Genomic DNA, 22,855 nt, shown 5'->3' on the forward strand with positions numbered 1-22,855 from the left:
AGCTCCCTATCCCATCAGCGCCCGGGGAAAGGCGAAAAGGCCAAGGCCAAGGCCGAACTTGAAGATGACGAACAGGACGACGGAAAGCGCGGCGCCCATGACGGCGCTCTGCACGGCCTTCGGCTCGATCAGGTAGCCGATTGCGGCAGAGGCGATCGCGGTCGGGATCAGGAAGCCGAGAGGCACGATGGTATAGGCATAGGCCACCAGCACCACCAGCGCGACGCTCATCGACATCCAGGCGGCACGGGCCGGCCATTCCGGGTCAGGATCCGGGCGCGCGAGCATGGCAAGGCCGCAAAGAAGAGACGCGCCGGAGATCAGGATGGGAAAGACGCGCGGCCCCAGCGGGTCGGACATGAAGCTGGTCTGGATAGCCAGGGCGCCCGCGAAAAACGCGAGCGCCCCGATGACCACGACCAGACCGAAGATCCGGTCGCTGGCCATCACTGGATGACCCCGATCTCTTTCGAGAGGGTCGTGGTGTCAGCGATGACCTGGTCGATCCAGCCCTGGAAGTCCGCGCCGACCTTGGTGAAGGGCGCAAGGCCGTTGTCAGCCATGACCTGCTTCCACTCGGCACTGTCGGCCACGGTCTGGAGCTTTTCAGCCCAGGCGTTGAACTGGTCGTCCGAGATGCCCCTGGGCACGTAAAGCCCGCGCCAGTTCACCACCTCGACGTCGAAGCCTTGCGACTTGGCGGTCGGGATTTCCTCGAAGCCCGGCACAGGTTCGGCGGTCAGGACCGCAAGGGCGCGCACGTCACCCGACTTGATGAAGCCCGAGATCTCCGACATGTCGCCGGTCATGGCCTGGGTGAAGCCGCCGATCGTCTGGGTGATCGCCTCGGCGCCGCCGTCCATGCCGATGTACTTGACTTGCGCGAAGTCCGTGAAGCCCGCGGACTTCAGCACCATCAGGGGCTTCAGGTGGTCAAAGCCGCCAGCGGCGGAACCGCCCGCGAAGGTGACGGAGGTCGGGTCGGCCTTGATCGCCTCGACCAGATCGCCCAGGGTCTGGAACGGGCTGTCCTTGGCCACCACGATCACGCCGGGATCGCCACCGATCGCGCCAACCCAGCGCACCTGGTCCGCCGCCATGCCTGCGTAGGCATTCTGCGCAAGTCGCGTGGTTGTCGCGGACGATGCCGCGACGATCAGGTCTGCGTCCTCGTTCCGGTCGGACACGATGTGGGTGTAGGCAACGCCACCGCCGGCGCCGGCCATGTTCGTCACCTGAACCGGCTGATCGACCAGCTTCAGATCATAGAGAAGCTTGCCAATCTGGCGGCAGGTGAAGTCCCATCCGCCGCCCGCGTCGGCGGGCGCGATGCACTCGGTAGCCCAGGCCGACGACGTGGCGGAAAGGGCGAGAACGGCGCTGGTGCCCAGCGCCTTGAGAAGGGTAAATTTCATGCTGTCCTCCCAGACATGCTCCGCTGGTTCGGGTTTCCGCAGGTCATGCGGCTCCCTCCCCTTGCGGAACGCACGATTCGCGGGAAAGCTGACACGAACCTGTCACACCGGAGTTCCATGCGTTTCCTTCTGGTCGAGGACAATCCCGAACTGTGCCGATCGGTCGCTGACCGGCTTCGGCTGGACGGGCATGCCGTCGACCCGGCGGCGTCGCTGGCAGAGGCACGCGACTGCCTGCGGGCTGCCGCTTACGATCTGATCCTGCTGGACATTTCCCTTCCGGACGGCGACGGGCGCGACTTCCTCAAGTCCGAGCGTCGGGCGGGGCGCGACACGCCGATCATCGTGATGACCGCGCGTGCGGCAGTGTCCGACCGTGTCGATGTGCTGGACCTGGGCGCCGACGATTATGTCACCAAGCCCTTTGATTTCGCAGAACTGGAGGCGCGCTGCCGCGCCGTTCTGCGCCGTCGCGGCGGGGCGCTTCAGACCGTGCGCAGCTTTGCCGGGCTGACGTTCAACCCGCTCAGCGCGACCCTTCTTGTCGGATCGGAAACGCGGGAACTTCGCAACCGGGAACTGCGACTGCTGGAGATCCTTCTGTCCGCGCCCGAACGCATCTTCTCGAAGGCGCATCTGTGCGACCGCCTCTTTTCCTACGCCGAGGCGGTCACGGACAACGCGATCGAGGTCTATGTCGGGCGGCTGCGCAAGAAGCTTGAGGGCTCCGGGGCACGGATCGAGACCGTTCGCGGAATCGGCTACCGTCTGGTGGCGGAGTGAGACAGGCGCCGATGTCGCTGCGCCGGCGGCTGGTGCTTCAGCTTCTGGGCATCGCCGCCGTTCTGGCGATCCTGCTTTACCTGACGGTCAGGACGGTCGCCAACTCGGCAGCCGAGGCGACGCAGGACGGCGTCCTGGGGGCGGCGACCCTGGCCATCGCCGAACGACTTCAGGGCGGAGAAACCGGAGTCAGCCTCGACCTGCCTTACGAGGCATTCTCGATCCTGGGCTCCATCAGCGACGACCGCATCTTCTACCGCGTCGATGCCAATGGCGAAACGCTGACGGGTTACGCGGACCTGCCGCTGCCGCAGTACGAAACCCTTTCGGTCGAGCCGGTCTTTTTCTCGGACCTCTATGAAGGGGTGGCGGTGCGCATCGCGGTCGCCGCGCGCACCGTGCTGGTCAAGCGGGAACCGATCCTGGTCACCGTCGCCGTCGGCCAGACCCGGCAGGGGCAGGAGGCCATCGCCCAGCGGACGGCGAACCTCGCAGCGGCCATCGGCCTGGCGGCCTTCGCGCTCGCCGCGCTCTTGTCGATGCTGACGGCCGGCAGCGTGCTTGGCCCGATCAATCGCCTGGCGGATGCCGTCGGCCGACGGGGACCGCACGACCTGCGCGCGGTCGATCACCCCTCACCCGAGGAATTGCGCCCGCTTGTCACCGCGCTCAACGGGTTCATTGCGCGCCTGCGGGGTGCGCTCAGCCGGACGGAAACCTTCATCGCCGAGGCCGCGCATCATATCCGGACGCCGCTTGCGACGGTTCGGGCGCGGGCCGAGATCGCCTTGCGCCAGACCCAGGCGGACGAAACGCGCGAGGCCCTGCGCGCCGTCATCCGGGCGGTGGAGGAAAGCAGCCGATCGGCCGGCCAGCTTCTGGACCATGCGACGGTCGTCTACCGCTCCGACCGGCTGGCGGACGGGCCGGTCGACCTCGCGCGGCTTATGCAGGGCCTGGTGCGTTCGCACGCGCCGACCGCGGAGCTGCGCGATCTGGAACTGACGCTTTCGGGCGCAGACGCCCCTGCGGTCGTGCAGGGCGACAGGCTTCTGCTGGAAAGCGCACTGCGCAACCTGATCGACAATGCGATCAAGTATTCACCGCCGGAATCCGAGGTCAGCCTTGAGCTGGAGGCGCGCGCCGATGATGTCGCCGTCCGCGTCAGGGACCGCGGAAGGGGGCTGGCCGGGCAGGTCCAGTCGGATCTGACCCGCCGCTTCGCGCGCGGGGACAATGTGGATGACGTCGTCGGATCGGGCCTGGGCCTGACCATCGTCGCGGAAGTTGCCGAGGTTCATGGCGGCAGGTTCCGGCTTGAGGAACGGGAAGGAGGCGGCACATGCGCCGAACTGGTTCTGCCCTTGCGGTGATCCTGCTGCTGATCCGCCCGGCCATGGCCTTTGTGATCGAGGAGGAGGAATACTTTCCGGCGACCGGCGGTTCGTCACAGTCCATTTCGCTGCTCTCCACCACCGACACCGACGTCCTGCGCCCCGCGATCCTGGCGTTTCAGGAAGCCAATCCCGACGTTGCGGTGCGCTATGTCGTCGCCTCCAGCCAGGAGGTCTATGCGGCACTGGCCGATGACGGGCAGGCGTTCGACCTCGTGATCTCCTCCGCCATGGACCTTCAGATGAAGCTTGCCAATGACGGCTTTGCCGCAAGCTGGGCCTCTGCCGCGACCGCGCGGCTGCCCGACTGGGCCAAGTGGCAGGACCGTGTCTTTGCCTTCGCGCAGGAAAGCGTCGTTCTCATCGCCTCGCGCCGGGGTTTCCGGGGCCTTCCCATCCCGCAGACGCGGCGCGACCTGACCGAGTTGCTGCGCGACCATCCGGATGTGTTTCGCGGACGCATCGGCACCTATGACCCGCGCGCATCTGGCGCGGGCTATCTGTTCGCGACGCAGGAGGCGCGGCAGTCCGACAGCTTCTGGCGGCTGGCCGAGGTGGCCGGGGGGCTGTCCCCGCGCCTTTACATCTCATCCATCGACATGATCTCGGACCTCAAGGCGGGGCGCCTGGCGCTGGCCTACAACGTCCTGGGAAGCTACGCGGGGCCGCGGCTCGAATCCGACGCGGACGGCGTTGTGGTTGAGTTCGCGGACTTCACCCTGACGCTCTTGCGCACAGGCATGGTGCCGACGAATGCGGAAAACCCGGATGGCGGCGGCGCCTTTCTCGACTTTCTGCTCAGCACCCGCGGGCAGGCGCTGATCCGGGACCGCGCGGGCCTGCCGCCGATAGACGAGGCAGCCCTTGCCGCCCGCCCGCACCTTCGCCCGATCCGGCTGGACGCGGGGCTGCTGGTCTATCTCGACCGGCTGAAACGGCAGGCGTTCCTGGCGGAATGGTCTTCGGCCATGTCGCAGGACTGAGGCGGGCGAAATGACGCCGGGGGTGGTGCCCGTGCTGGCAATCCGCCCCGAAACTTGCAAGATAGCGGCAATGATCGCGAGAGTTGTCCGGGGGGATGTTTGCGCGACGGTAGAGCCAGACTGCGTCCCATGGCAGGGGCGGCACTTGCGGTGCTGCTTCTGGCGACGGCCGTCGGCCCTGCCGGCGCGCTGGAGCAGCTCGAGTTCCTGACTCCAGGCGCGGAGGAGAGCCTCAGGGACGATCTTCTGGCGGCCTCGCTGCTGCGTCAACTGCGCGAGGACGGTCGCGGCGACCCGTCGGAGGTTCTGGCAGCCGCGCGCGAGGATTATGCCCGGCTGACCGGCGCGCTTTATGCCCAAGGATACTACGGCGGTGAGATCCATATCCTTCTAGATGGACGGGAAGCGGCCGACATCGCCCCTCTGGACGTTCCCGACAGGATCGACGCCGCCGCGATCCGGATCGAGCCTGGCCCGAGGTTCCGTTTCGGCGCGGCGCGGATGCGTCCCTATGCGCGGGGAACCAGGCTTCCGCCGGCCTACGCCGACACCAAGCCCGCGCTGTCGACGGCGATTGCCGATGCCGCGAACGCGGGAGTCGATGGATGGCGCGCCATCGGCCATGCGAAGGCGTCCCTCGCCGGGCAAACGATCGTCGCCGATCATGGGCTTCAGACCCTCGATTCCCTCATCCTTCTTGAGCCGGGGCCAAAGTTGCGTTTCGGCCGGCTGACGATCCGAGGGCAGGACCGCACGCGCACCGATCGCATGTACGAGATTGCGGGCTTTCCATCCGGAGAGGTCTTCGATCCCGATGCGCTTGACGAGGTTTCGGACCGCCTGCGCCGCACCGGGGTCTTTCGATCGGTTGCGGTCGATGAGGCGGAAGCACCCAACCCGGACGGGACGCTCGACATCGCCATTTCGGTTGTCGAGGAGGCGCCCCGGCGGTTCGGCTTCGGTGCCGAAATTTCAAGCTCGGACGGCGTCGAGCTTTCGGCCTACTGGACGCACCGCAACCTGTTCGGCGGGGCGGAAAGACTTACCCTCGAAGGCGAGATCTCCAATATCGCGGGCGTTGCCGACGCGACGGACTATCGCATCGGGGCGCGGCTCGAGCGGCCCGCCACGCTGACCGCCGATACCTCCTTCTTCCTGACAGCCGAAGCGGAACGGTATGAGCTGGGCGATTTCACCGTCGACCAGCTGACCTTCGGGACGGGTCTTGCGCATGTCTTCAGTTCCGAACTCAGGGGTGAGGTCGCGCTGGAATACACCTATGCCCGCGTCGATGTTTTGGATCTGGACATCACCTTCAAGCAAGTCGCCCTGCCGGCATTTCTGGAATGGGACCGGCGCGACGATCGGCTGAACGCAACGAAGGGATTCTATCTGAAGGCCGAGGCCACGCCGTTCCTAGGCTTTGACGCGACAGGATCGGGCGCGCAGGTCAAGGGCGACTTCAGGGCCTACCGCCGTCTGGGCGGCGGGGAGCGGGTCGTTCTGGCCGGACGCGCCCAACTGGGCGCCGTCTTCGGGCCCTCGCTGGCCGAGACGCCGCCGGACTATCTGTTCTACTCCGGCGGCGGCGGAACCGTCCGCGGGCAGCCGTATCAATCCCTCGGCGCGGCTGGCGCGATCGGCACACGGACCTTCGAGACCGGCGGGCAAAGCTTCGCCGCCCTGTCGGGCGAGATTCGCACCCGTGTCACCGACACCATCTCGGTTGTTGGCTTCTACGATGCGGGCTTCATCGGCGCGGAAGACTTCGCCAACGGCCGCTGGCATTCCGGCGCGGGGCTTGGATTGCGCTACGACACCGGGCTTGGCCCCCTGCGTCTGGACGTCGCCGCGCCGGTCTCGGGCGATACCGGATCGGGAGTACAGCTGTATCTGGGCATCGGACAGGCCTTCTGATGCGCGCGCTGCTTCTCTCCCTTCTCATCGCGCTCTGCCCGTTGACGGCGCTTGCGCAAGACAGCGGGACAGCGGCCGAGGACAAGGGGTTTCTGACCACCTTCCTGGAAGACAACCTGTCCGGTGCCGGGCGCGAGGTGCGGATCGACGGATTTGCCGGAGCCCTGTCGTCGCGCGCGACCTTCACGCAACTGACGATCGCGGATTCGGACGGGATCTGGCTCACGATCCGCAACGGCGCAATCTCATGGAACCGGTCCGCGCTGCTGTCGGGCCGGGTGGAGATTGCCGAGATGTCCGCAGAGGCGATCCTGGTCGACAGGGGGCCTTCCACCGGCCCGGCGGCGGGCGGCGCGGAAACGGAGACGGGGGAGTTTTCCCTTCCGGAATTGCCTGTGTCGCTTCGCATCGGGCTTTTGCGTGCGGACCGCGTGGCCCTTGGGGCTGACATTCTTGGAGAACCGCTGGAGTTCCGCGCCGAGGGGGCGGCGGAACTTTCGGGCGGACAAGGCGAGGCCCGGTTCGAAGCGGAGCGCACGGACGGCGGCGCCACAGGCAACTTCACGCTGAGGGCGAGTTATTCCAACGCCACGAAACAGGCGGCGATCGACCTGCTGGCGGCAGAGGGCAAGGGCGGGCTGGTGGCCCGGATGGTGGGCCTGCCGGGCGATCCGTCGATCCTGCTTGCGCTGAACGGCGCCGGTCCGATCACCGATTTTGCCGCCGACGTCGCGCTGTCGACCGATGGGGCGCCGCGCCTGACAGGCAAGGTCGGCTTCGGTGCCACGGGGGCGGACCTTGCCGCCGGGCAGCGCGTCCGCCTTGACCTTGCCGGGGATGTCCGGCCGCTGTTTGCGGCGTCGTATCACGGCTTCTTCGGGGAAAGCTCCCGGCTTGCCGCCGAGGGTCGCCGCCACGCTGATGGCCGGATCGAGCTTTCGGCTTTTGACCTCCAGTCAAGCGCCTTGCACGCGTCCGGAGAGGCCGCCATCGGCGCGGGTGGCGAGCCCCGGCGGCTCAGGGCGGAAATTTCCCTGAGCGGAAGCGATGCCGCGCCCGTTGTCCTGCCGATGCCCGGGGCGGAAACGACGGTGACCGGCGCCGATCTTCGCATGACCTTCGACGCGGCACAGGACGAAGGCTGGTCTCTGGACGGCACCCTGACCGGCTTCCGCCGTGCGGAGTTGTTGCTGGGCGACGTCAGGCTGGACGGATCCGGTCGGATTGCCCCCGGGCGCGCAGGCGGGACCGTCACGCTCTCCGTCAGGGGGTTGCAGGCCGGCGGCCCCGACCTGGCATCTGCGGTGGGCGAACGGATCGACGGCCGGGTTGTCTTTTCCTGGCAGAAGGGCGGCGCACTTCGACTTCCGGTTCTCGTCCTCTCGGGCGAGGACTACGGGCTGACGGGTCGCGCGGCCATCCTGGGCGATACTCTGGATGCCAATGCCGCGATCCGCGCATCCGACCTTTCACGGCTCGCGCCACTGATCGGCGCGGGGCTGAGCGGGGCTGCGGACGTAGCGTTTTCCGGAAAGGTGGATCTTGCCGGCGGCGGGTTCGATCTCAGCCTTGGCGGATCCGCCGCGGACCTTGGCGTTGGCATAGCAGAGGTGAACCGGCTGCTGGCCGGAACGACGACGCTGCGCGCGGAGGCCGCAGGTCATACGGGCGATATCGCCTTGAAATCCGCAGAGTTTCGGGCCGACGGCTTTGCCGCCACGCTCGCCGGCCGCATCGCGCCTGGGGCGAGTGACCTGTCGCTCGAGATGACGCTCGATGATCTTGGTCGCCTGCGCCAGGGTCTTGGAGGCGCGGTCGGCGGGCAGATGCGGCTGACGGAAGAGGCGGGCACCCGCAGGGTCGAGGGTGCGATTCGCGCGACCGATCCACAGCTTGGCAATGCCACGCTGACGCGCCTCCTCCCCGGTCGGAGCGATTTGGACTTCGCGCTGAGCGCGCAGGATGGCGTGGTCAGGCTGGAGCGGCTCGATCTGTCAGGCGCGAAGCTGTCGGCCCGGGTCGGCGCAACCGACGCCGACCCGCAGACCCTGACCGTCGAGGCCCGACTGTCAGATACCGCGATTCTTTCCCCCGAACTTCCGGGCGTGACGCAGGTTTCGGGCACGATACGGAACGGAGCGGCCTATCGCCTCGATCTGGTCGCAACCGGCCCCGGCGGTATCGACGCGAAACTGACCGGGGACCTGGCAGCCGATCTGTCCCGGGCGGACCTTGCCGCGACGGGGCGACTGCGGGCAGAGGTGGCCAACGGTTTCATCGCACCGCGCGCCGTGACGGGAACGCTGGCGTTCGATCTGCGCCTGAACGGGCCGCTCGCGCTGTCATCCGTGTCAGGGACCGTTACGGCAGAGGGCCTCCGGGCCGCGGACCCGACACTGTTCATGGCGGCGGAGGGCGTGACTGCGCGTGCCAGCCTGTCCGGCGCAGATGCGCAGATTTCGCTATCCGGCGGCTTCCGCGATGGCGGCAACATCGGCGTCCAGGGGTCGATCTCGCTTGCGCCTGGCCTCGATTCGGATCTTTCAGTGACACTCGACCGGGCGAGGCTGCGCGATCCCCAGCTTTTCGAAACCGAGGCGAGCGGGGCGCTCAGACTGACCGGGCCGATCGCCAGAGGCGGGTCGATTGCCGGGACGATCCAACTGGGCCAGACAGACATCCGCGTCGGCACGGCGAGTCTCGGCTCCACCCGCATCATCCCCGATATCGTGCACAGGTCGGAGCCGGATCGCGTCAGGGCAAGCCGCGCGCGCGCCGGGTTGATCCAGTCAGAGGCTGCGCCGCGGGGATCGCGCAGGCCCATCGCGATCGACCTGCGCATCGCCGCCCCGCAACAGATCTACGTGCGGGGGCGCGGGCTTGACGCCGAGCTCGGCGGGTCGCTCGTTCTGGGGGGAACGACGGACAACATCGTGCCTTCCGGCCAGTTCCGGCTGGTACGCGGGCGGCTGGATATTCTCACGAAGCGCCTGAACATCACCGAAGGCATGGTCGAGATGCGGGGGGCGCTGGTGCCGCATGTGCGCTTCGTGGCCACCCATCAGGGCGATCAGGTAACCACGACGGTCACGATCGAGGGCCCGGCCACGGCACCCGAGATCCGTTTCAGCTCATCCCCCGAACTGCCGGAAGAAGAGGTGTTGTCCCAGCTGCTGTTCGGTCGGGGGGTCGAGACGCTTTCGGTATTCCAGGCTGCGCAACTGGCGTCAGCGGTGGCCACCCTTGCAGGTAGGGGCGGTGAGGGCATCGTCGGCCGCCTGCGTACCGCACTGGGCGTGGACGATCTTGACGTTTCCACGGACGAAACCGGGGGCACGACGCTGCGCGCCGGAAAGTATGTCTCGGAGAAGGTCTATACCGACATCACGCTGGACGGCGAGGGAAAGACCGAGATCAATCTCAACCTCGATATCCGCGATGGCCTGAAGGCGCGGGGGACCGTGGATTCGGAGGGGTCGACCGGGCTTGGCATCTTCTTCGAGAAGGACTACTGACGCCGCCGCGCCTGCGTCAGTTCGGCATTCACCACCGCCCCGAACAGCACGATATAGGCGGACATGTAGAGCCACACGAGGAGCGCGATCACCGCGCCCAACGAGCCGTAGACGCGATTGTAGTTCGCGAAATAGGTCAGATACACCGAGAAGCCGGCCGACCCCGCCGCCCATGTCAGCGCGGCCAGTACTGCGCCGGGCAGCACATGACCGATACGGACGCCTGGCGAATGCAGGCCGAAACGATAGAAGATCAGCAGGGCTGACATCACCACCAGCATCAGGACTGCCCAGGGCAACAGCGTCAGGATCGTGCTTTCCAGCGGCCCGAAGGTCACGAAGTTCAGCAGGATCGGCACGGCAACGACCGTCGCCAGCGCCGCGAAGAGCAGCGCGAACAGTCCCGCCGTCAGCGCCACGGTGCCGACAAGGCGCCAGAGTACCGGATGCCGTTTGCGGTCGTGGACGGCGTGAAGGCCGGCAACCAGAGCGTCGACACCGGAATGAACGGAATAGAGCGCGATCAGCAGGGAAAAGGCCGTCGTCCACCCCGTCGTGCCACCACCGGCGGCAAGCAGGGCGACAAGTTGCCCCTCGATCAGGTCGTAGGCCGCAGCAGGGATCAGGTCGCGCACCGAGACAAGGTAGAGGTCGATCACAAGTGGATCGGCGAACACGCTCCAGAACGCGATCAGGGCCACCATACCGGGAAAGATCGCGAGCATGCTGTAGAAGGCCACCCCTGCGGCGATCAGGGACAAATGCCGGTCGCCTGTCGCGGTCCAGACGGCACGCAGCAGCGCCCTTGCACCCGGGCCGGATGCCTTACCCGAGGCGCTTCCAGACCGCGCCATCGCCAAGCCCCGCAACGAATTCCGAGTGCGCCTTTGCCTCCGCCTCCGTCAGGCGCGGCGCCAGGGGAACCGGGCGCGGATACGGGCGCCATTCGCCGGTATCCTGCGGCCCGACCGAGGTGCTCGCGGACACCGAGAGCGCGAAATCCGGTTGTCGCCCACCGATCAGTTCCAGATAGACTTCGGCCAGAAGCTCGCTGTCGAGAAGGGCGCCGTGCTTTTCGCGCGCCGAGTTGTCGATCCCGAAACGCCGGCAGAGCGCGTCGAGCGATGCGGGCGAACCGGGAAACTTGCGCCGTGCAAGGGCGACGGTATCAAGCGCCCGTTCGCCTGCGATGATGGTGTGGCCGGCCCAGTTCAGTTCCGCGTTCAGAAACTTCATGTCGAAGGCGGCGTTGTGAATCACGAGCCTCGAGTCGGACCCGATGAATTCCAGGAACCCCATGGCTATTTCCACGAAGCGCGGCTTGTCGCGCAGAAAGTCGTCGCCGAGGCCATGAACCTCGAACGCTTCTGCCGGCATGGAGCGTTCGGGGTTGATGTACTGGTGATAGCTGCGACCGGTCGGCACATGGTTGAACAGCTCAACCGCTCCGATCTCCACGATCCGGTGGCCTTCGGCCGGCTCAAAGCCGGTGGTTTCGGTATCCAGTACGATTTCACGCATGGTCTGCCAGGATCCTCCGGATCAGGTTTCGCACGGCGGCGCGGGCACCATCAAGCGTTTCCGTTCCGATGACATGCGTGGCGCGCGCGCGCTTTTCCGCGTCCGGGATCTGTCGCGAGAGGATCAGGTCTAGCTGCGCATCGGTCATGCCGGGGCGGGCAAGGACGCGGGCGCGCTGGACCTCTGCCGGGGCCGACACCACGATTGTCGCATCCATCTCGCTGTCGGCCCCGGTTTCGAAGAGAAGCGGGATGTCGAGTACGACGATCCGCGCGCCATCCCGCGTGGCTTCGTCGAGAAACGCCCGCCGGTCGGCGACGACAAGCGGGTGCACGACTGCCTCGATCCGGCGAAGGGCGCCGGGATCTGCGGCGATCCAGTCCTTCAGCCGTGCCCGGTCAACAGCGCCGTCGACGATCGCCGGCGGGTGCAGTGCGAATATCGCGGGAACAGCCTTTCCGCCGCGGGCGTAAAGGCGGTGCACCGCAGCGTCGGCATCCCAGACCGGCACGCCTTCCTGGCGAAACATTTCGGCGGTCGTCGACTTGCCCATGCCGATGGACCCGGTCAGGCCCAAGATGATCGGTCGGCTCATGCGTTCAGGACTGCATCGCGGGTTTTCTGGTCGACCTCGGGCCGCTTCCCGAACCATCGTTCGAAGCCGGGCGCGGCCTGATGCAGAAGCATCCCGAGCCCGTCCACGGTGGTGCAGCCGATTTCGGCCGCCGCTTCCAGAAATCCGGTTCGCAGGGGCGTGTAGACCAGGTCGTTGACGACGGCCTTCGCCGACAAGGCGTCCAGAGGCACGCGCAGATCCGGCTTGCCCACCATCCCGAGAGAAGAGGTGTTCACGACGGTCGCCGCATCCTCCATCATGTTGCCGGCCTGGACCCAGTCGTAAACCGCGACACGCGCCCCGAACTCGGATCGGAGCGCGTCTGCGCGCGCGCGCGTCCTGTTTGCGATGCGCACTTCCGGCGCGCCTGCGTCAAGAAGTGCCGTGACGACGGCACGCGCAGCACCACCCGCGCCGATCACGGCGGCGGGGCCCGAACCCGGGCGCCAGTCGGGCGCGTTTTGCCGAAGGTTGGCGATGAAACCGTGCCCGTCGGTGTTGTCGGCGTGAATCTTTCCGTCCGACCGGAAGATCAGGGTGTTCGCGGCCCCGATCAGTGCAGCGCGGTCGGTCACGATGTCAGCCAGCGCGAGAACGCTTTCCTTGTGGGGAATCGTCACGTTGACACCGACAAACCCGGCCTTGGGAAGGGCGTGCAGAACCTCCTTCAGGTCTGCCTGGGCCACATCCATCGGAATGTAGTAGCCCGCAATGCCGTAGGTCCGGAGCCAGTGGCCGTGAAGCACGGGGGATTTCGAATGCGCGATCGGGGACCCGATGACGCCGGCGAGCGGGATGCGCGGATGGTCGGTCATGCTGCGATGTCGCCCCGAACCGAAAGCCACGTCAAGAGTTCGAGCAGCGGAAGACCAAGCACGTTGAAGAAATCCCCCTCGATGCGCGCCATCAGGCGCACGCCCTCTTCCTCCAGCTTGTAGGCGCCGACGCTGTGACGCACGCTGTCCCAGTTCCGCGCCAGATAGTCCTCAAGATAGGCCTCCGAAAACGGGCGCATGGTCAGGCGCACCTGGCCGACGTGCCGCCAGAGCGGTTCGCCATCTCGGTAGACGACGGCGGCGGACAGGAGCCGGTGGGTTTTCCCGCGGAGCGCGACCAGTTGCGCGCGCGCCTCATCCCGGCTTTCGGGCTTGGAGAAGATCCTGCCGTCCAGTTCCAGGATCTGATCGGCACCAAGGACCATCGCCCCCGGTCTGCGCGCGGAAACCTTTGCCGCCTTCGCCTCTGCGAGGGCATCGGCAATATCGCGCGGCCCGGCCCCTTCAGCCAGAAGGGCGGCGCGGATCGCCTCCTCATCGACGCGCGGGAATTCCAGGTCAATGTTCAACCCGGCGTTCCTCAGCAGTGTCGCGCGGATCGCGGAACCGGAAGCGAGAACGAGATCTGGTTTCATGCTGTGGACAGGTCTCGGGATGATCGGTTGCGGAGGCTGGGGACTTTCGACGCGAAAGGGGCGCTGGGGCTGAAAAGGTGGTCGCTCCGCCGGTTTGTCAAGCTGCCCGCCCCATCTTGCCCACCTGTGCACGAAGCTTTTCCACGCCGGTGCATAATCCCCATCCGCGCCCAAGTGTGGAAATCAATGCACAGGAACATCCCGACATGAACTTCCGTATCTCATTGTTAAAGAAAGACATTATGACGGCTTTCACGGTTTCTCCAGTTTTTCCCGGTGTTATCCACAACCTTTCCCGCCTGTGGATCATTTCACACCTGGCAAGCTTTTCCCAGCTGTCCACAACCCCAACATCATCATCATTCTTTTCTTTCCAATACTTATTTGATTAGGAGTAGGGGCCCCAGCGATGGAGACATCTCCGTGATTACCGATTTTCTCGCCGCCTACTATCCCTGGACGAAGTCGCTTCACGTCATCTCCGTCATTGCCTGGATGGCTGGCCTTTTCTACCTGCCGAGGCTGTTCGTCTACCATGCAGAACAGGTCGAAGCGGGGTCGGCGACCGACGCGCTGTTCCAGACCATGGAACGCAAGCTGCTGCGACTGATCATGAACCCAGCGATGATCGCCACCTGGATCTTCGGTCTTGGTCTGGTGTTCACGCCGGGCATCGTCGTCTGGGACGAGGTGTGGCCCTGGACGAAGGCCGCCGCCGTCCTCGGCATGACCTGGTTTCATCATTGGCTGGGCTATAGGCGCAAGGAATTCGTGGCCGGACGGAACACGCGGTCGGGTCGGACATACCGGATGATGAACGAGGTACCGACGCTTCTCCTGATCCTGATCGTCGTGTCGGTCATCGTGAAGTTCTGAGCCTTTGTTGACTCTCACCCCCGGTGGCGTGTATCAGCGGCTCTGGCCCTTCCGTCCGGAAATGGGCGTTTCCCGAACCCGAAATCCTCGTGCCCGGCAGGGCGCCGCGATGTGAGCATTTATTTCATGAACCAGGACCGTTTGAACCTAGCCGATCTGAAGGTGAAAAGCCCCGCCGACCTTCTGGCGATGGCGGAAGAGCTCGAGATCGAGAACGCGTCCACCATGCGCAAGGGCGAGATGATGTTCTCGATCCTGCGCGAGTATGCCGAGGAAGGATACGAGGTTGGTGGCGACGGCGTTCTGGAGGTGCTTCAGGACGGGTTCGGATTTCTCCGCTCGCCGGAGGCGAACTATCTGCCAGGCCCGGATGACATCTATGTCAGCCCGGACATGATCCGGCAGTATTCCATGCGAACGGGTGACACCGTCGAGGGTGTCATCCGCGCGCCAGGAGAGAACGAGCGTTACTTCGCCCTGACCAAGGTCACGCGCATCAACTTCGAGAACCCGGAGAAGGCGCGCCACAAGGTTGCGTTCGACAACCTGACGCCGCTTTACCCGGATGAGCGCCTGAAGATGGAGATCGAGGATCCCACCATCCGCGATCGTTCTGCCCGGATCATCGACCTGGTCGCACCGATCGGCAAAGGCCAACGGTCGCTTATCGTGGCGCCGCCGCGGACCGGCAAGACGGTACTTCTGCAGAACATCGCCCACTCGATCGAGAAGAACCATCCGGAGTGCTACCTGATCGTTCTTCTGATCGACGAACGGCCGGAAGAGGTGACCGACATGCAAAGGAGCGTCAAGGGTGAGGTGATCTCCTCCACCTTCGACGAACCGGCGACGCGTCACGTCGCGGTGGCTGAAATGGTGATCGAGAAGGCCAAGCGGCTTGTCGAGCACAAGCGGGACGTGGTGATCCTGCTCGATTCGATCACCCGCTTGGGTCGGGCCTTCAACACGGTTGTTCCGTCGTCGGGCAAGGTCCTGACCGGCGGTGTCGACGCCAACGCGCTGCAGCGGCCGAAGCGGTTCTTCGGCGCCGCCCGCAACATCGAGGAAGGCGGATCGCTGACCATCATCGCCACCGCGCTGATCGACACCGGCAGCCGAATGGACGAAGTGATCTTCGAGGAGTTCAAGGGCACCGGCAACAGCGAGATCGTCCTTGATCGGAAGGTGGCGGACAAGCGTGTCTTCCCGGCGATGGACATCCTCAAGTCCGGCACCCGGAAAGAGGAACTTCTGGTCGATTCCAAGGATCTGCAGAAGACCTACGTTCTCAGGCGCATCCTGAACCCGATGGGCACCACGGATGCCATCGAGTTCCTGATTTCGAAGCTGAAGCAGACCAAGACGAACGGCGAGTTCTTCGATTCCATGAACGCCTGACTTGTTGTTATAAAACAATAGGGTACTGACTATGGAAACGATCTTTGCACTCGCCTCGGCGCGGGGGAAGTCCGGCGTTGCGGTGGTTCGGGTGTCAGGCCCCGCAGCGTTCGGCGCCGCGCGCGCCCTGGTCGGCGACCTGCCGGAGCTGCGCCGTGCCGGCCTGAGGCGGCTGGTCTGGCAGGGGGACGTGCTTGACGAGGCGCTGGTGCTTTGCTTCGCGGCAGAGGCGAGCTTTACGGGTGAAGATACGGTGGAGTTCCACCTGCACGGGGCGACCGCAACCGTGGCCGCCGTTATTCGCGCCCTGTCGGCGCAGGAAAGGCTCCGCCTGGCCGAGGCGGGAGAGTTCACCCGCAGGGCGCTGGAAAATGGCAGGGTCGACCTGGCGCAGGTCGAGGGCCTGGCCGATCTGATCGAGGCCGAAACCGAGGCGCAGCGCAAACAGGCCCTTCGTGTGCTTTCGGGTCGGGTCGGGGCGCGGGCGGAAAGCTGGCGGCAAAGGCTGATCCGGGCGTCAGCGCTTCTGGCCGCCACGATCGATTTCGCGGACGAGGATGTTCCGGTCGACGTCAGGCCGGAGGTTTTGGCCCTGATCGCGGAGGTCAAGGCGGGCCTGTCCGCGGAGCTACGTGGCTATGGCGCGGCAGAGGTTGTCCGCGAGGGGTTCGAGGTTGCCATAGTTGGCCGGCCGAACGCCGGAAAATCCACGCTTCTCAATGCGTTGGCGGGCAGGGAGGCGGCCATTACGTCGGAGTATGCGGGCACGACCCGCGACGTGATCGAGGTCAGGATGGACCTGGCGGGTTTCGCCGTGACGCTTCTTGACACCGCGGGCCTTCGCGAGGCCGAGGATCATGTCGAGAGCATTGGAATCGACCGGGCGATCGCCCGTGCCGAAGTCGCGGACTTGCGGGTGTTTCTGGATGATGGTGGGGCGCTTTCTATGCTTTCGCCGCGCGGCGATGACATCGTGGTGCGCGCCAAGGCCGATCTTCATCCTGATGAACCGGGCCTGGCCGTCTCTGGCCTGACCGGTCAGGGGCTTGAGCGGTTGGTTGCCGAAATCGGGGAACGGGTGGCGCAAAAGGCGGCAGGCGCAGGGCTGATCACGCGCGAAAGGCACCGGGCGGCGGTTGTTCGGGCGTTGGGGGCTTTGGAATCGGCCGAATCTGAGGTAGTCAGCGGACACGGCCTAGAGGAACTGGCTGCCGAGGAGTTGCGGAGTGCGGTCCGGGCGCTAGATTCCCTGGTCGGTCGCGTCGATGTCGAGGATCTGCTGGACGAGATTTTCTCCAGGTTCTGCATCGGCAAGTAGGGAGTGTTTCACGTGAAACAGTTCGATGTCATCGTGATCGGCGGCGGGCATGCCGGAACCGAGGCGGCGCACGCGGCAGCACGGATGGGTGCGAGGACGGCGCTGGTGACGCTGCGGGCGGACGCTATCGGCGTCATGTCGTGCAATCCTGCCATCGGGGGTCTTGGCAAGGGCCACCTGGTTCGCGAGATCGATGCGCTGGATGGTGTGATGGGACAGGCCGCGGACCGAGCCGGCATCCAGTTCCGGCTTCTCAACCGCCGAAAGGGACCCGCTGTCCAGGGGCCGAGGGCGCAGGCAGACCGCAAGTTGTACCGCCTGGCGGTACAGGATTTTCTGTCGCTGCGCCCGGGCCTGACGATCATCGAGGCAGAGGCGACGGACGTCATCCTGGCGGGTAACCGCATCGCGGGCCTCGAGTTGGCCGACGGGACGACACTGTCGGCAGGGGCGGTGGTTCTGACCGCCGGAACGTTCTTGCGTGGAACGATCCATGTCGGTGACACGAAGCGCCCCGGCGGAAGGGTGGGCGATAAGCCCTCCATCCGGCTGGCGGAGCGGCTTGAGGCGCTCGGATTGCCGATGGGGCGGCTCAAGACGGGTACGCCGCCCCGGCTGGATGGCCGAACGATCGACTGGTCGCGGCTTGAGATGCAGCCGGGCGATGAGGAGCCCGTGGTTTTTTCCTTCCTGAACCGAAAGCCCTTTGCGCGGCAGATTTCCTGCGGAATCACGCATACGAACGAAGCCACGCACGACATCATCCGCACGAACATTCTTCGCTCCGCAATGTATGGCGGGCACATCGAAGGCGTCGGCCCGCGCTATTGCCCCTCTGTCGAGGACAAGGTGGTTCGATTCGCTGACAAGTCATCGCACCAGGTGTTTCTGGAGCCGGAAGGGCTGGACGACGATACGGTCTATCCCAACGGCATCTCGACTTCGCTGCCCGCCGATGTTCAGGAGGCCTATGTCCACACGATTGCGGGGCTTGAGCGTGCGCGCATCATGCAACCGGGCTATGCGATAGAATACGACTATGTTGATCCGCGGGCGTTGCGCGAAACGCTCGGTCTGAAGGCGCTACCGGGTCTATATCTTGCGGGTCAGATCAACGGCACCACAGGATATGAGGAGGCCGGTGCCCAAGGCCTTGTTGCGGGTCTGAATGCCGCGCTCGAGGCGACGGGCAGGGATCCCGCCGTCTTCAGCAGGTCCGACAGCTACATCGGCGTTATGATCGACGATCTGGTAACGCGCGGGGTGAGCGAGCCGTATCGGATGTTCACCTCGCGCGCGGAGTTCCGGCTTTCGCTCCGCGCAGATAACGCGGATCAGCGGCTGACCCCGCTTGGCCTGTCCCTGGGGTGCGTAGCCGACCAGCGGAAAAAATCGTTTGGCGACAAGATGGAAGCAATCGCGTCCGGCCGGCAGATGTTGTCTGAACTGGTCCTGTCTCCGAATGAGGCTGCGGCCCATGGTCTGAAAGTCAGTCAGGATGGGGTCCGGCGGAACGGTTTTACCCTTCTGGCTTTCCCCGATATCGGGTTCGATGACCTCTTGAGGGTCAGGCCATCGCTATCCTGCATCTCCGACGAAGTCCGGAACCAGATCGAGAGAGACGCGTTATATGCCCAATATCTCGACCGCCAAGCCGCTGACATTGATCAGGTTCGAAGGGATGAAGGCCACGAAATTCCGGAGGATTTTGATTATGGCAGCCTTTCCGGGCTGTCTGCCGAGCTCAGTTCCAAGCTGTCGCGCATTCAACCCCGGACGCTTTCTCAGGCCGGACGCGTGGATGGAATGACGCCCGCGGCGCTGACGCTCATCCTGGCGCGCCTCAAGAAGGCGGATCGGCAGCGGTCAGCCGGATGAGCAAGGAAGACTTCGTCGCGCGTCGTCGTGTTTCACGTGAAACAGTGGCCCGGCTGGAGCGGTATGCGGAGCTTCTGGGCAAATGGAATCCGGCGATCAACCTGGTTTCCCCCTCCACTCTGAAGGAGGTCTGGACCCGGCACTTCCTTGATTCGGCGCAGCTTCTGGATTTGGCGCCCGCGAGAGCCATGCACTGGGTGGACCTGGGGGCCGGTGGCGGCTTCCCCGGTCTGGTGGTGGCAATTCTGGCGAAGGAAGAGAGGCCTGCCCTCAAATTCACCCTGGTCGAGTCGGATCGGCGCAAGGCGGCGTTCCTTGCGCATGCGGCGCGCAGTCTCGGCGTGGATGCGGAGGTGCTGGGCGACCGGATCGAAACCATCCCGCCCTTGGGCGCGGACGTGATTTCGGCGCGGGCGCTGGCGCCCTTGGAACAGCTACTGTACTTTGCTGCGCGCCACATGAGGACGGGAGGCGTAGCGATTTTTCCCAAGGGCGCGCGCCACGAGGACGAGATCCGTCAAGCACTTGAAAAATGGCGCTTCGCTTGCGAGAAACACCGCAGCATGACGGATCCGGAGGCCGTCGTGCTGACAGTCGGAGAGATCGCCCGTGTCTGACCCAACCCGCCCGCCAGGCCCAAGGATCATTGCGATTGCCAACCAGAAGGGCGGCGTCGGAAAGACCACGACTGCGATCAACCTCGCGGCGGCGCTTGCAGAAAACGGCTTGCGTGTGCTTCTGGTCGATCTGGATCCCCAAGGAAATGCGTCTACCGGCCTTGGCGTCGAGCAAACGCAGCGGGGGCTGACCACCTATGATCTGCTGATCGAGGACGCCGCGCTTTCAGACGTGGTGCGCCAGACCGAGGTGCCGGGGATCTGGATCTGCCCTGCGACCACAGACCTGTCATCGGCCGACATCGAACTCGTCGCGAACGAGAAGCGCAGTTTCCTGCTGTACGACGCGCTTCGGCAACCTGCGATCGACGCCTATGGTTTCGACTACGTGCTGATCGACTGTCCGCCGTCGCTCAGCCTGCTGACGGTCAACGCGATGATCGCGGCGCACTCCGTGCTCATTCCCCTGCAGGCGGAGTTTTTTGCTCTGGAAGGGTTGTCGCAACTCATGCTCACCGTGCGGCAGGTTCGCCAGACGGCGAACAAGGACCTGCGCATCGAAGGAATCGTCCTCACGATGTATGATGGCCGCAACAACCTGGCACAACTTGTTGAGGCTGATGCGCGCGCCAACCTCGGGGACCTTGTTTTCCGGACGATCGTTCCCCGCAACGTCCGTGTGAGCGAGGCGCCATCTTATTCGGTGCCGGTCCTGATCTACGATACGACATCGAAGGGAAGCCTGGCCTACCGCTCGCTGGCGCAGGAGCTTCTTGCCCGGCACGCCCGCGCAGCTTGAGAGGAACAGAATGACCGACAGGAAACTGGAACGCCGCGGGCTTGGCAGGGGACTTTCGGCGCTGATGGCCGATGTGAACCTCGGAGGCGGTCATGGGGATGAACAGGCCGCACCCCGGCGCGCGGAAGTCTTTGTTCCGATCGAGAAGATCGTGCCGAACCCCAACCAGCCGCGCCGCGATTTCCTGCCGGAGGCATTGGCCGAACTGAGCCAGTCCATTCGTGAAAAGGGGATCATCCAGCCGCTTATCGTCCGGAAAAGAAAAGACAATCCAGACGGCTACGAGATCGTGGCGGGTGAGCGCAGGTGGCGTGCGGCGCAGGCGGCGCAGATCCACGAGGTGCCCGTCATTGTGCGCGACCTGGACGACACCGAGGTTCTGGAAGTCGCCATCATCGAGAACATCCAGCGCGCCGATCTCAATGCCTTAGAGGAGGCGATGGCCTATCGTCAGTTGATGGATCGCTTCGGCCACACGCAGGAAAAACTCGCCGAGGCCCTGGCGAAAAGCCGAAGCCACATCGCCAACCTCCTCCGTCTTCTGCACCTGCCGGAGGAGATTCAGACCTGGTTGCGCGAAGGCAAGCTGACCGCCGGCCATGCCCGCGCGCTCATTCCTTGCGAGGACCCGGTGCCCTTGGCGCGCGACGTCATCGCCCGGGGGCTGTCGGTGCGTCAGACCGAGGAGCTGGCCCGCAAGGCGAAAGGCGCGACAAGGGTAGCGAAGCCGCGTGCCCCGTCCGAAAAGGACGCCGACACGCGGGCGCTAGAGGGCGATCTGACCGCAAATCTTGGTATGCGTGTAAGTATCAACCACAAGGGGTTGGATGGTGGCCAGCTGACCATCACTTATCGCTCGCTTGAGGAGCTGGACGAGCTTTGCCAGAAGCTCTCCGGCTTTGCCTAGGCGTCGGGCCGCGACCACAGAAAGGCCATGACACCGCTCAGGGCCGCGGCCTGCACGACAAGCACCGGCACACCGAAACCCAGTTGCCAGCTCAGCGCCAAGGCCGCCAAGACCGAAGCCGTCGCAAACACCTTGGCGCGGCGACTGACGGCTCCGCGCTCCTGCCAGTCGCGTATCGGCGGGCCGAGCGTTTCGTGGTGGACAAGCCAGGTGTGAAGGCGGCGAGAGGATCGGGCAAAGCAGAAAGCAGACAGAAGCAGGAACGGCACCGTCGGCAGAAGCGGCAGAAAGAGCCCGATCAGCCCGAGCGCGAGCGCGGTCAACCCGGATACCAGCCATAGCGGGCGAATCATGGCATCAAGTTCCTGATGACACTGTTCAAGACGGCGCGCCCCGCGGCGGTTGCCCGCAGTCGGACGCCGTTACTCACCATCAACCCCATCCTGCACAGGTCGTCGACGACCCCTGCATCGAGCGACCTGCCAGCCAGAGCGACGTAGCGCGCCAGATCCAGCCCTTCGCTCAACCGCAGCGCCATCATGAGATACTCGGTCGCCTGTTCCCCGGGCGTCACAACGTCGACGACGCCGTCACCGGAACCGCGCTCCTCCACCGCCGACAGCCAGTCACCGGGCGCGCGCGGCGCTTCTGTCGCCAGGCGCCGTCCGTCCAGTGTCAGTCGGCCATGCGCCCCGGGGCCAACGCCAGCATAGTCGCCGCAGCGCCAGTAGATCAGGTTGTGCCGGCTTTCCGATCCGGTTGCGGCGTGGTTCGACACCTCATAGGCCGGCATTCCGTGCTCGGCGCAAACATCTTGCGTTTCCAGATACATATCCGCCGCGATCTCATCCTGCGGCAAGCCCTTCAGGCCACCAGCGGCGTGCCGGGCGCCAAAGGCGGTGCCGTCTTCGATCGTCAACTGGTACAGCGACAGATGATCCACCGCCATGCTCAGCGCCTCGCGAAGTTCGCGCCGCCAATCTGCGGGTGTCTGGTGTTGGCGGGAATAGATCAGGTCGAAGCTGACCCGTGGGAACGCCTCCCGCGCGACATCGAAGGCCCGGCGCGCCTCGGCGACGGTGTGAAGCCGCCCCAACCGCCGAAGGTCCGCGTCGTTCAGGGCCTGAATGCCCATCGAAATGCGGTTCACACCCGCCGCGGCATAGCCCCGGAAGCGGCCCGCATCCACCGATCCGGGATTGGCCTCCAGCGTGATCTCGATATCGTTGGCCGGAACCCAGCGGGCGCGGACGCGATCGAGGATGGCGCTGATCACGTCCGGGTCCATCAGTGACGGCGTGCCGCCTCCGAAAAAGACCGAGTTCAGAACTCTTCGACCGGTCAGCGCCGCAACCCGGTCGATCTCCGCCAGGTAGGCCGCCTGCCAGCGTCGTTGATCGATGGCGGCGGCGACATGGCTGTTGAAGTCGCAATAGGGGCACTTCGAGGCACAGAACGGCCAGTGCAGGTAAAGGCCGAACCCGCCGTGCCGCCAGTCCTCCACGCG

General features: G+C 65.2%; 21 protein-coding genes. 12 read left to right on the plus strand and 9 right to left on the minus strand.

Going from position 1 to position 22,855, the window contains the following annotated elements:
• Positions 1–6: 6 nt before the first annotated feature.
• Both N5I32_RS17275 and N5I32_RS17280 read right to left on the minus strand, forming a co-directional pair.
• Positions 7–447, minus strand: coding sequence for a tripartite tricarboxylate transporter TctB family protein (locus N5I32_RS17275; protein WP_261497156.1), 441 nt, complete (start codon positions 445–447; stop codon positions 7–9).
• Positions 447–1,415 (minus strand): Bug family tripartite tricarboxylate transporter substrate binding protein, encoded by a 969-nt coding sequence (locus N5I32_RS17280; protein ID WP_261497157.1) that lies wholly within the window; start codon positions 1,413–1,415, stop codon positions 447–449. The genes N5I32_RS17275 and N5I32_RS17280 overlap by 1 nt, the downstream gene beginning before the upstream one ends.
• A 117-nt stretch (positions 1,416–1,532) precedes the next feature.
• On the opposite strand from N5I32_RS17280, the gene N5I32_RS17285 reads away from it, so the two are divergent.
• From N5I32_RS17285 to N5I32_RS17305, 5 genes are all read left to right on the plus strand, one after another.
• On the plus strand, positions 1,533–2,198 hold the full coding sequence (locus N5I32_RS17285) for a response regulator transcription factor (protein ID WP_261497158.1): 666 nt from the start codon (positions 1,533–1,535) through the stop codon (positions 2,196–2,198).
• A gap of 11 nt (positions 2,199–2,209) precedes the next feature.
• A complete protein-coding gene (locus N5I32_RS17290) occupies positions 2,210–3,571 on the plus strand; it encodes a sensor histidine kinase (RefSeq protein ID WP_261497159.1) in 1,362 nt (453 codons plus the stop codon).
• Positions 3,541–4,575, plus strand: a complete 1,035-nt coding sequence (locus tag N5I32_RS17295; protein WP_261497160.1) for an ABC transporter substrate-binding protein — start codon at positions 3,541–3,543, stop codon at positions 4,573–4,575. Before N5I32_RS17290 ends, N5I32_RS17295 begins: the two co-directional genes overlap by 31 nt.
• 129 nt (positions 4,576–4,704) lie before the next feature.
• Positions 4,705–6,492: an autotransporter assembly complex protein TamA gene (locus tag N5I32_RS17300; protein ID WP_261497161.1), complete on the plus strand. Its 1,788-nt coding sequence runs from the start codon at positions 4,705–4,707 to the stop codon at positions 6,490–6,492.
• The gene (locus tag N5I32_RS17305) at positions 6,492–10,007 is read left to right on the plus strand and encodes a translocation/assembly module TamB domain-containing protein (RefSeq protein ID WP_261497162.1); all 3,516 of its coding nucleotides are present in this window, start codon (positions 6,492–6,494) and stop codon (positions 10,005–10,007) included. The genes N5I32_RS17300 and N5I32_RS17305 overlap by 1 nt, the downstream gene beginning before the upstream one ends.
• Here the strand turns inward: N5I32_RS17305 and N5I32_RS17310 are convergent.
• The 5 genes from N5I32_RS17310 to N5I32_RS17330 are packed head-to-tail and all read right to left on the minus strand — an operon-like array spanning position 10,001 to position 13,555.
• Positions 10,001–10,861 carry a YihY/virulence factor BrkB family protein gene (locus tag N5I32_RS17310; RefSeq protein ID WP_261497163.1) on the minus strand — a complete coding sequence of 287 codons (861 nt, stop codon included), beginning with the start codon at positions 10,859–10,861 and terminating at the stop codon, positions 10,001–10,003. The genes N5I32_RS17305 and N5I32_RS17310 overlap by 7 nt on opposite strands.
• Positions 10,833–11,528 carry a DNA polymerase III subunit epsilon gene (dnaQ, locus tag N5I32_RS17315; RefSeq protein ID WP_261497164.1) on the minus strand — a complete coding sequence of 232 codons (696 nt, stop codon included), beginning with the start codon at positions 11,526–11,528 and terminating at the stop codon, positions 10,833–10,835. Before dnaQ ends, N5I32_RS17310 begins: the two co-directional genes overlap by 29 nt.
• The gene (gene coaE / locus N5I32_RS17320; RefSeq protein ID WP_261497165.1) at positions 11,521–12,123 is read right to left on the minus strand and encodes a dephospho-CoA kinase; all 603 of its coding nucleotides are present in this window, start codon (positions 12,121–12,123) and stop codon (positions 11,521–11,523) included. Before coaE ends, dnaQ begins: the two co-directional genes overlap by 8 nt.
• Positions 12,120–12,959, minus strand: a complete 840-nt coding sequence (locus tag N5I32_RS17325; protein ID WP_261497166.1) for a shikimate dehydrogenase — start codon at positions 12,957–12,959, stop codon at positions 12,120–12,122. Before N5I32_RS17325 ends, coaE begins: the two co-directional genes overlap by 4 nt.
• Positions 12,956–13,555: a Maf family protein gene (locus N5I32_RS17330; protein WP_261497167.1), complete on the minus strand. Its 600-nt coding sequence runs from the start codon at positions 13,553–13,555 to the stop codon at positions 12,956–12,958. Before N5I32_RS17330 ends, N5I32_RS17325 begins: the two co-directional genes overlap by 4 nt.
• A gap of 426 nt (positions 13,556–13,981) precedes the next feature.
• Between N5I32_RS17330 and hemJ the strand changes: the two genes are divergently transcribed.
• The 7 genes from hemJ (at position 13,982) to N5I32_RS17365 (ending at position 21,348) form a co-directional block, all read left to right on the plus strand.
• Positions 13,982–14,431, plus strand: a complete 450-nt coding sequence (hemJ, locus tag N5I32_RS17335) for a protoporphyrinogen oxidase HemJ (protein WP_261497328.1) — start codon at positions 13,982–13,984, stop codon at positions 14,429–14,431.
• A gap of 126 nt (positions 14,432–14,557) precedes the next feature.
• Entirely contained in the window at positions 14,558–15,829 is a 1,272-nt protein-coding gene (gene rho, locus N5I32_RS17340) for a transcription termination factor Rho (RefSeq protein ID WP_261497168.1), read from the plus strand.
• Positions 15,830–15,860: 31 nt separating this feature from the next.
• Positions 15,861–17,147 (plus strand): tRNA uridine-5-carboxymethylaminomethyl(34) synthesis GTPase MnmE, encoded by a 1,287-nt coding sequence (mnmE, locus tag N5I32_RS17345; protein ID WP_261497169.1) that lies wholly within the window; start codon positions 15,861–15,863, stop codon positions 17,145–17,147.
• A 3-nt stretch (positions 17,148–17,150) separates the two neighbouring features.
• Positions 17,151–19,025, plus strand: a complete 1,875-nt coding sequence (gene mnmG, locus N5I32_RS17350) for a tRNA uridine-5-carboxymethylaminomethyl(34) synthesis enzyme MnmG (RefSeq protein WP_261497170.1) — start codon at positions 17,151–17,153, stop codon at positions 19,023–19,025.
• Positions 19,022–19,642, plus strand: a complete 621-nt coding sequence (gene rsmG, locus N5I32_RS17355) for a 16S rRNA (guanine(527)-N(7))-methyltransferase RsmG (RefSeq protein ID WP_261497171.1) — start codon at positions 19,022–19,024, stop codon at positions 19,640–19,642. The genes mnmG and rsmG overlap by 4 nt, the downstream gene beginning before the upstream one ends.
• The gene (locus tag N5I32_RS17360) at positions 19,635–20,441 is read left to right on the plus strand and encodes a ParA family protein (protein ID WP_261497172.1); all 807 of its coding nucleotides are present in this window, start codon (positions 19,635–19,637) and stop codon (positions 20,439–20,441) included. Before rsmG ends, N5I32_RS17360 begins: the two co-directional genes overlap by 8 nt.
• Before the next feature lie 10 nt (positions 20,442–20,451).
• Positions 20,452–21,348, plus strand: coding sequence for a ParB/RepB/Spo0J family partition protein (locus N5I32_RS17365; protein ID WP_261497173.1), 897 nt, complete (start codon positions 20,452–20,454; stop codon positions 21,346–21,348).
• Here the strand turns inward: N5I32_RS17365 and N5I32_RS17370 are convergent.
• Positions 21,345–21,698, minus strand: a complete 354-nt coding sequence (locus tag N5I32_RS17370) for a YbaN family protein (RefSeq protein WP_261497329.1) — start codon at positions 21,696–21,698, stop codon at positions 21,345–21,347. The two genes, N5I32_RS17365 and N5I32_RS17370, sit on opposite strands and share 4 nt — an antisense overlap.
• Positions 21,698–22,852 carry a radical SAM family heme chaperone HemW gene (gene hemW, locus N5I32_RS17375; protein ID WP_261497174.1) on the minus strand — a complete coding sequence of 385 codons (1,155 nt, stop codon included), beginning with the start codon at positions 22,850–22,852 and terminating at the stop codon, positions 21,698–21,700. Before hemW ends, N5I32_RS17370 begins: the two co-directional genes overlap by 1 nt.
• Between the last annotated feature and the right edge of the window lie 3 nt (positions 22,853–22,855).

This window comes from Albidovulum sediminis (genome assembly GCF_025380365.1).
Classification (GTDB): Bacteria; Pseudomonadota; Alphaproteobacteria; order Rhodobacterales; family Rhodobacteraceae; genus Albidovulum; species Albidovulum sediminis.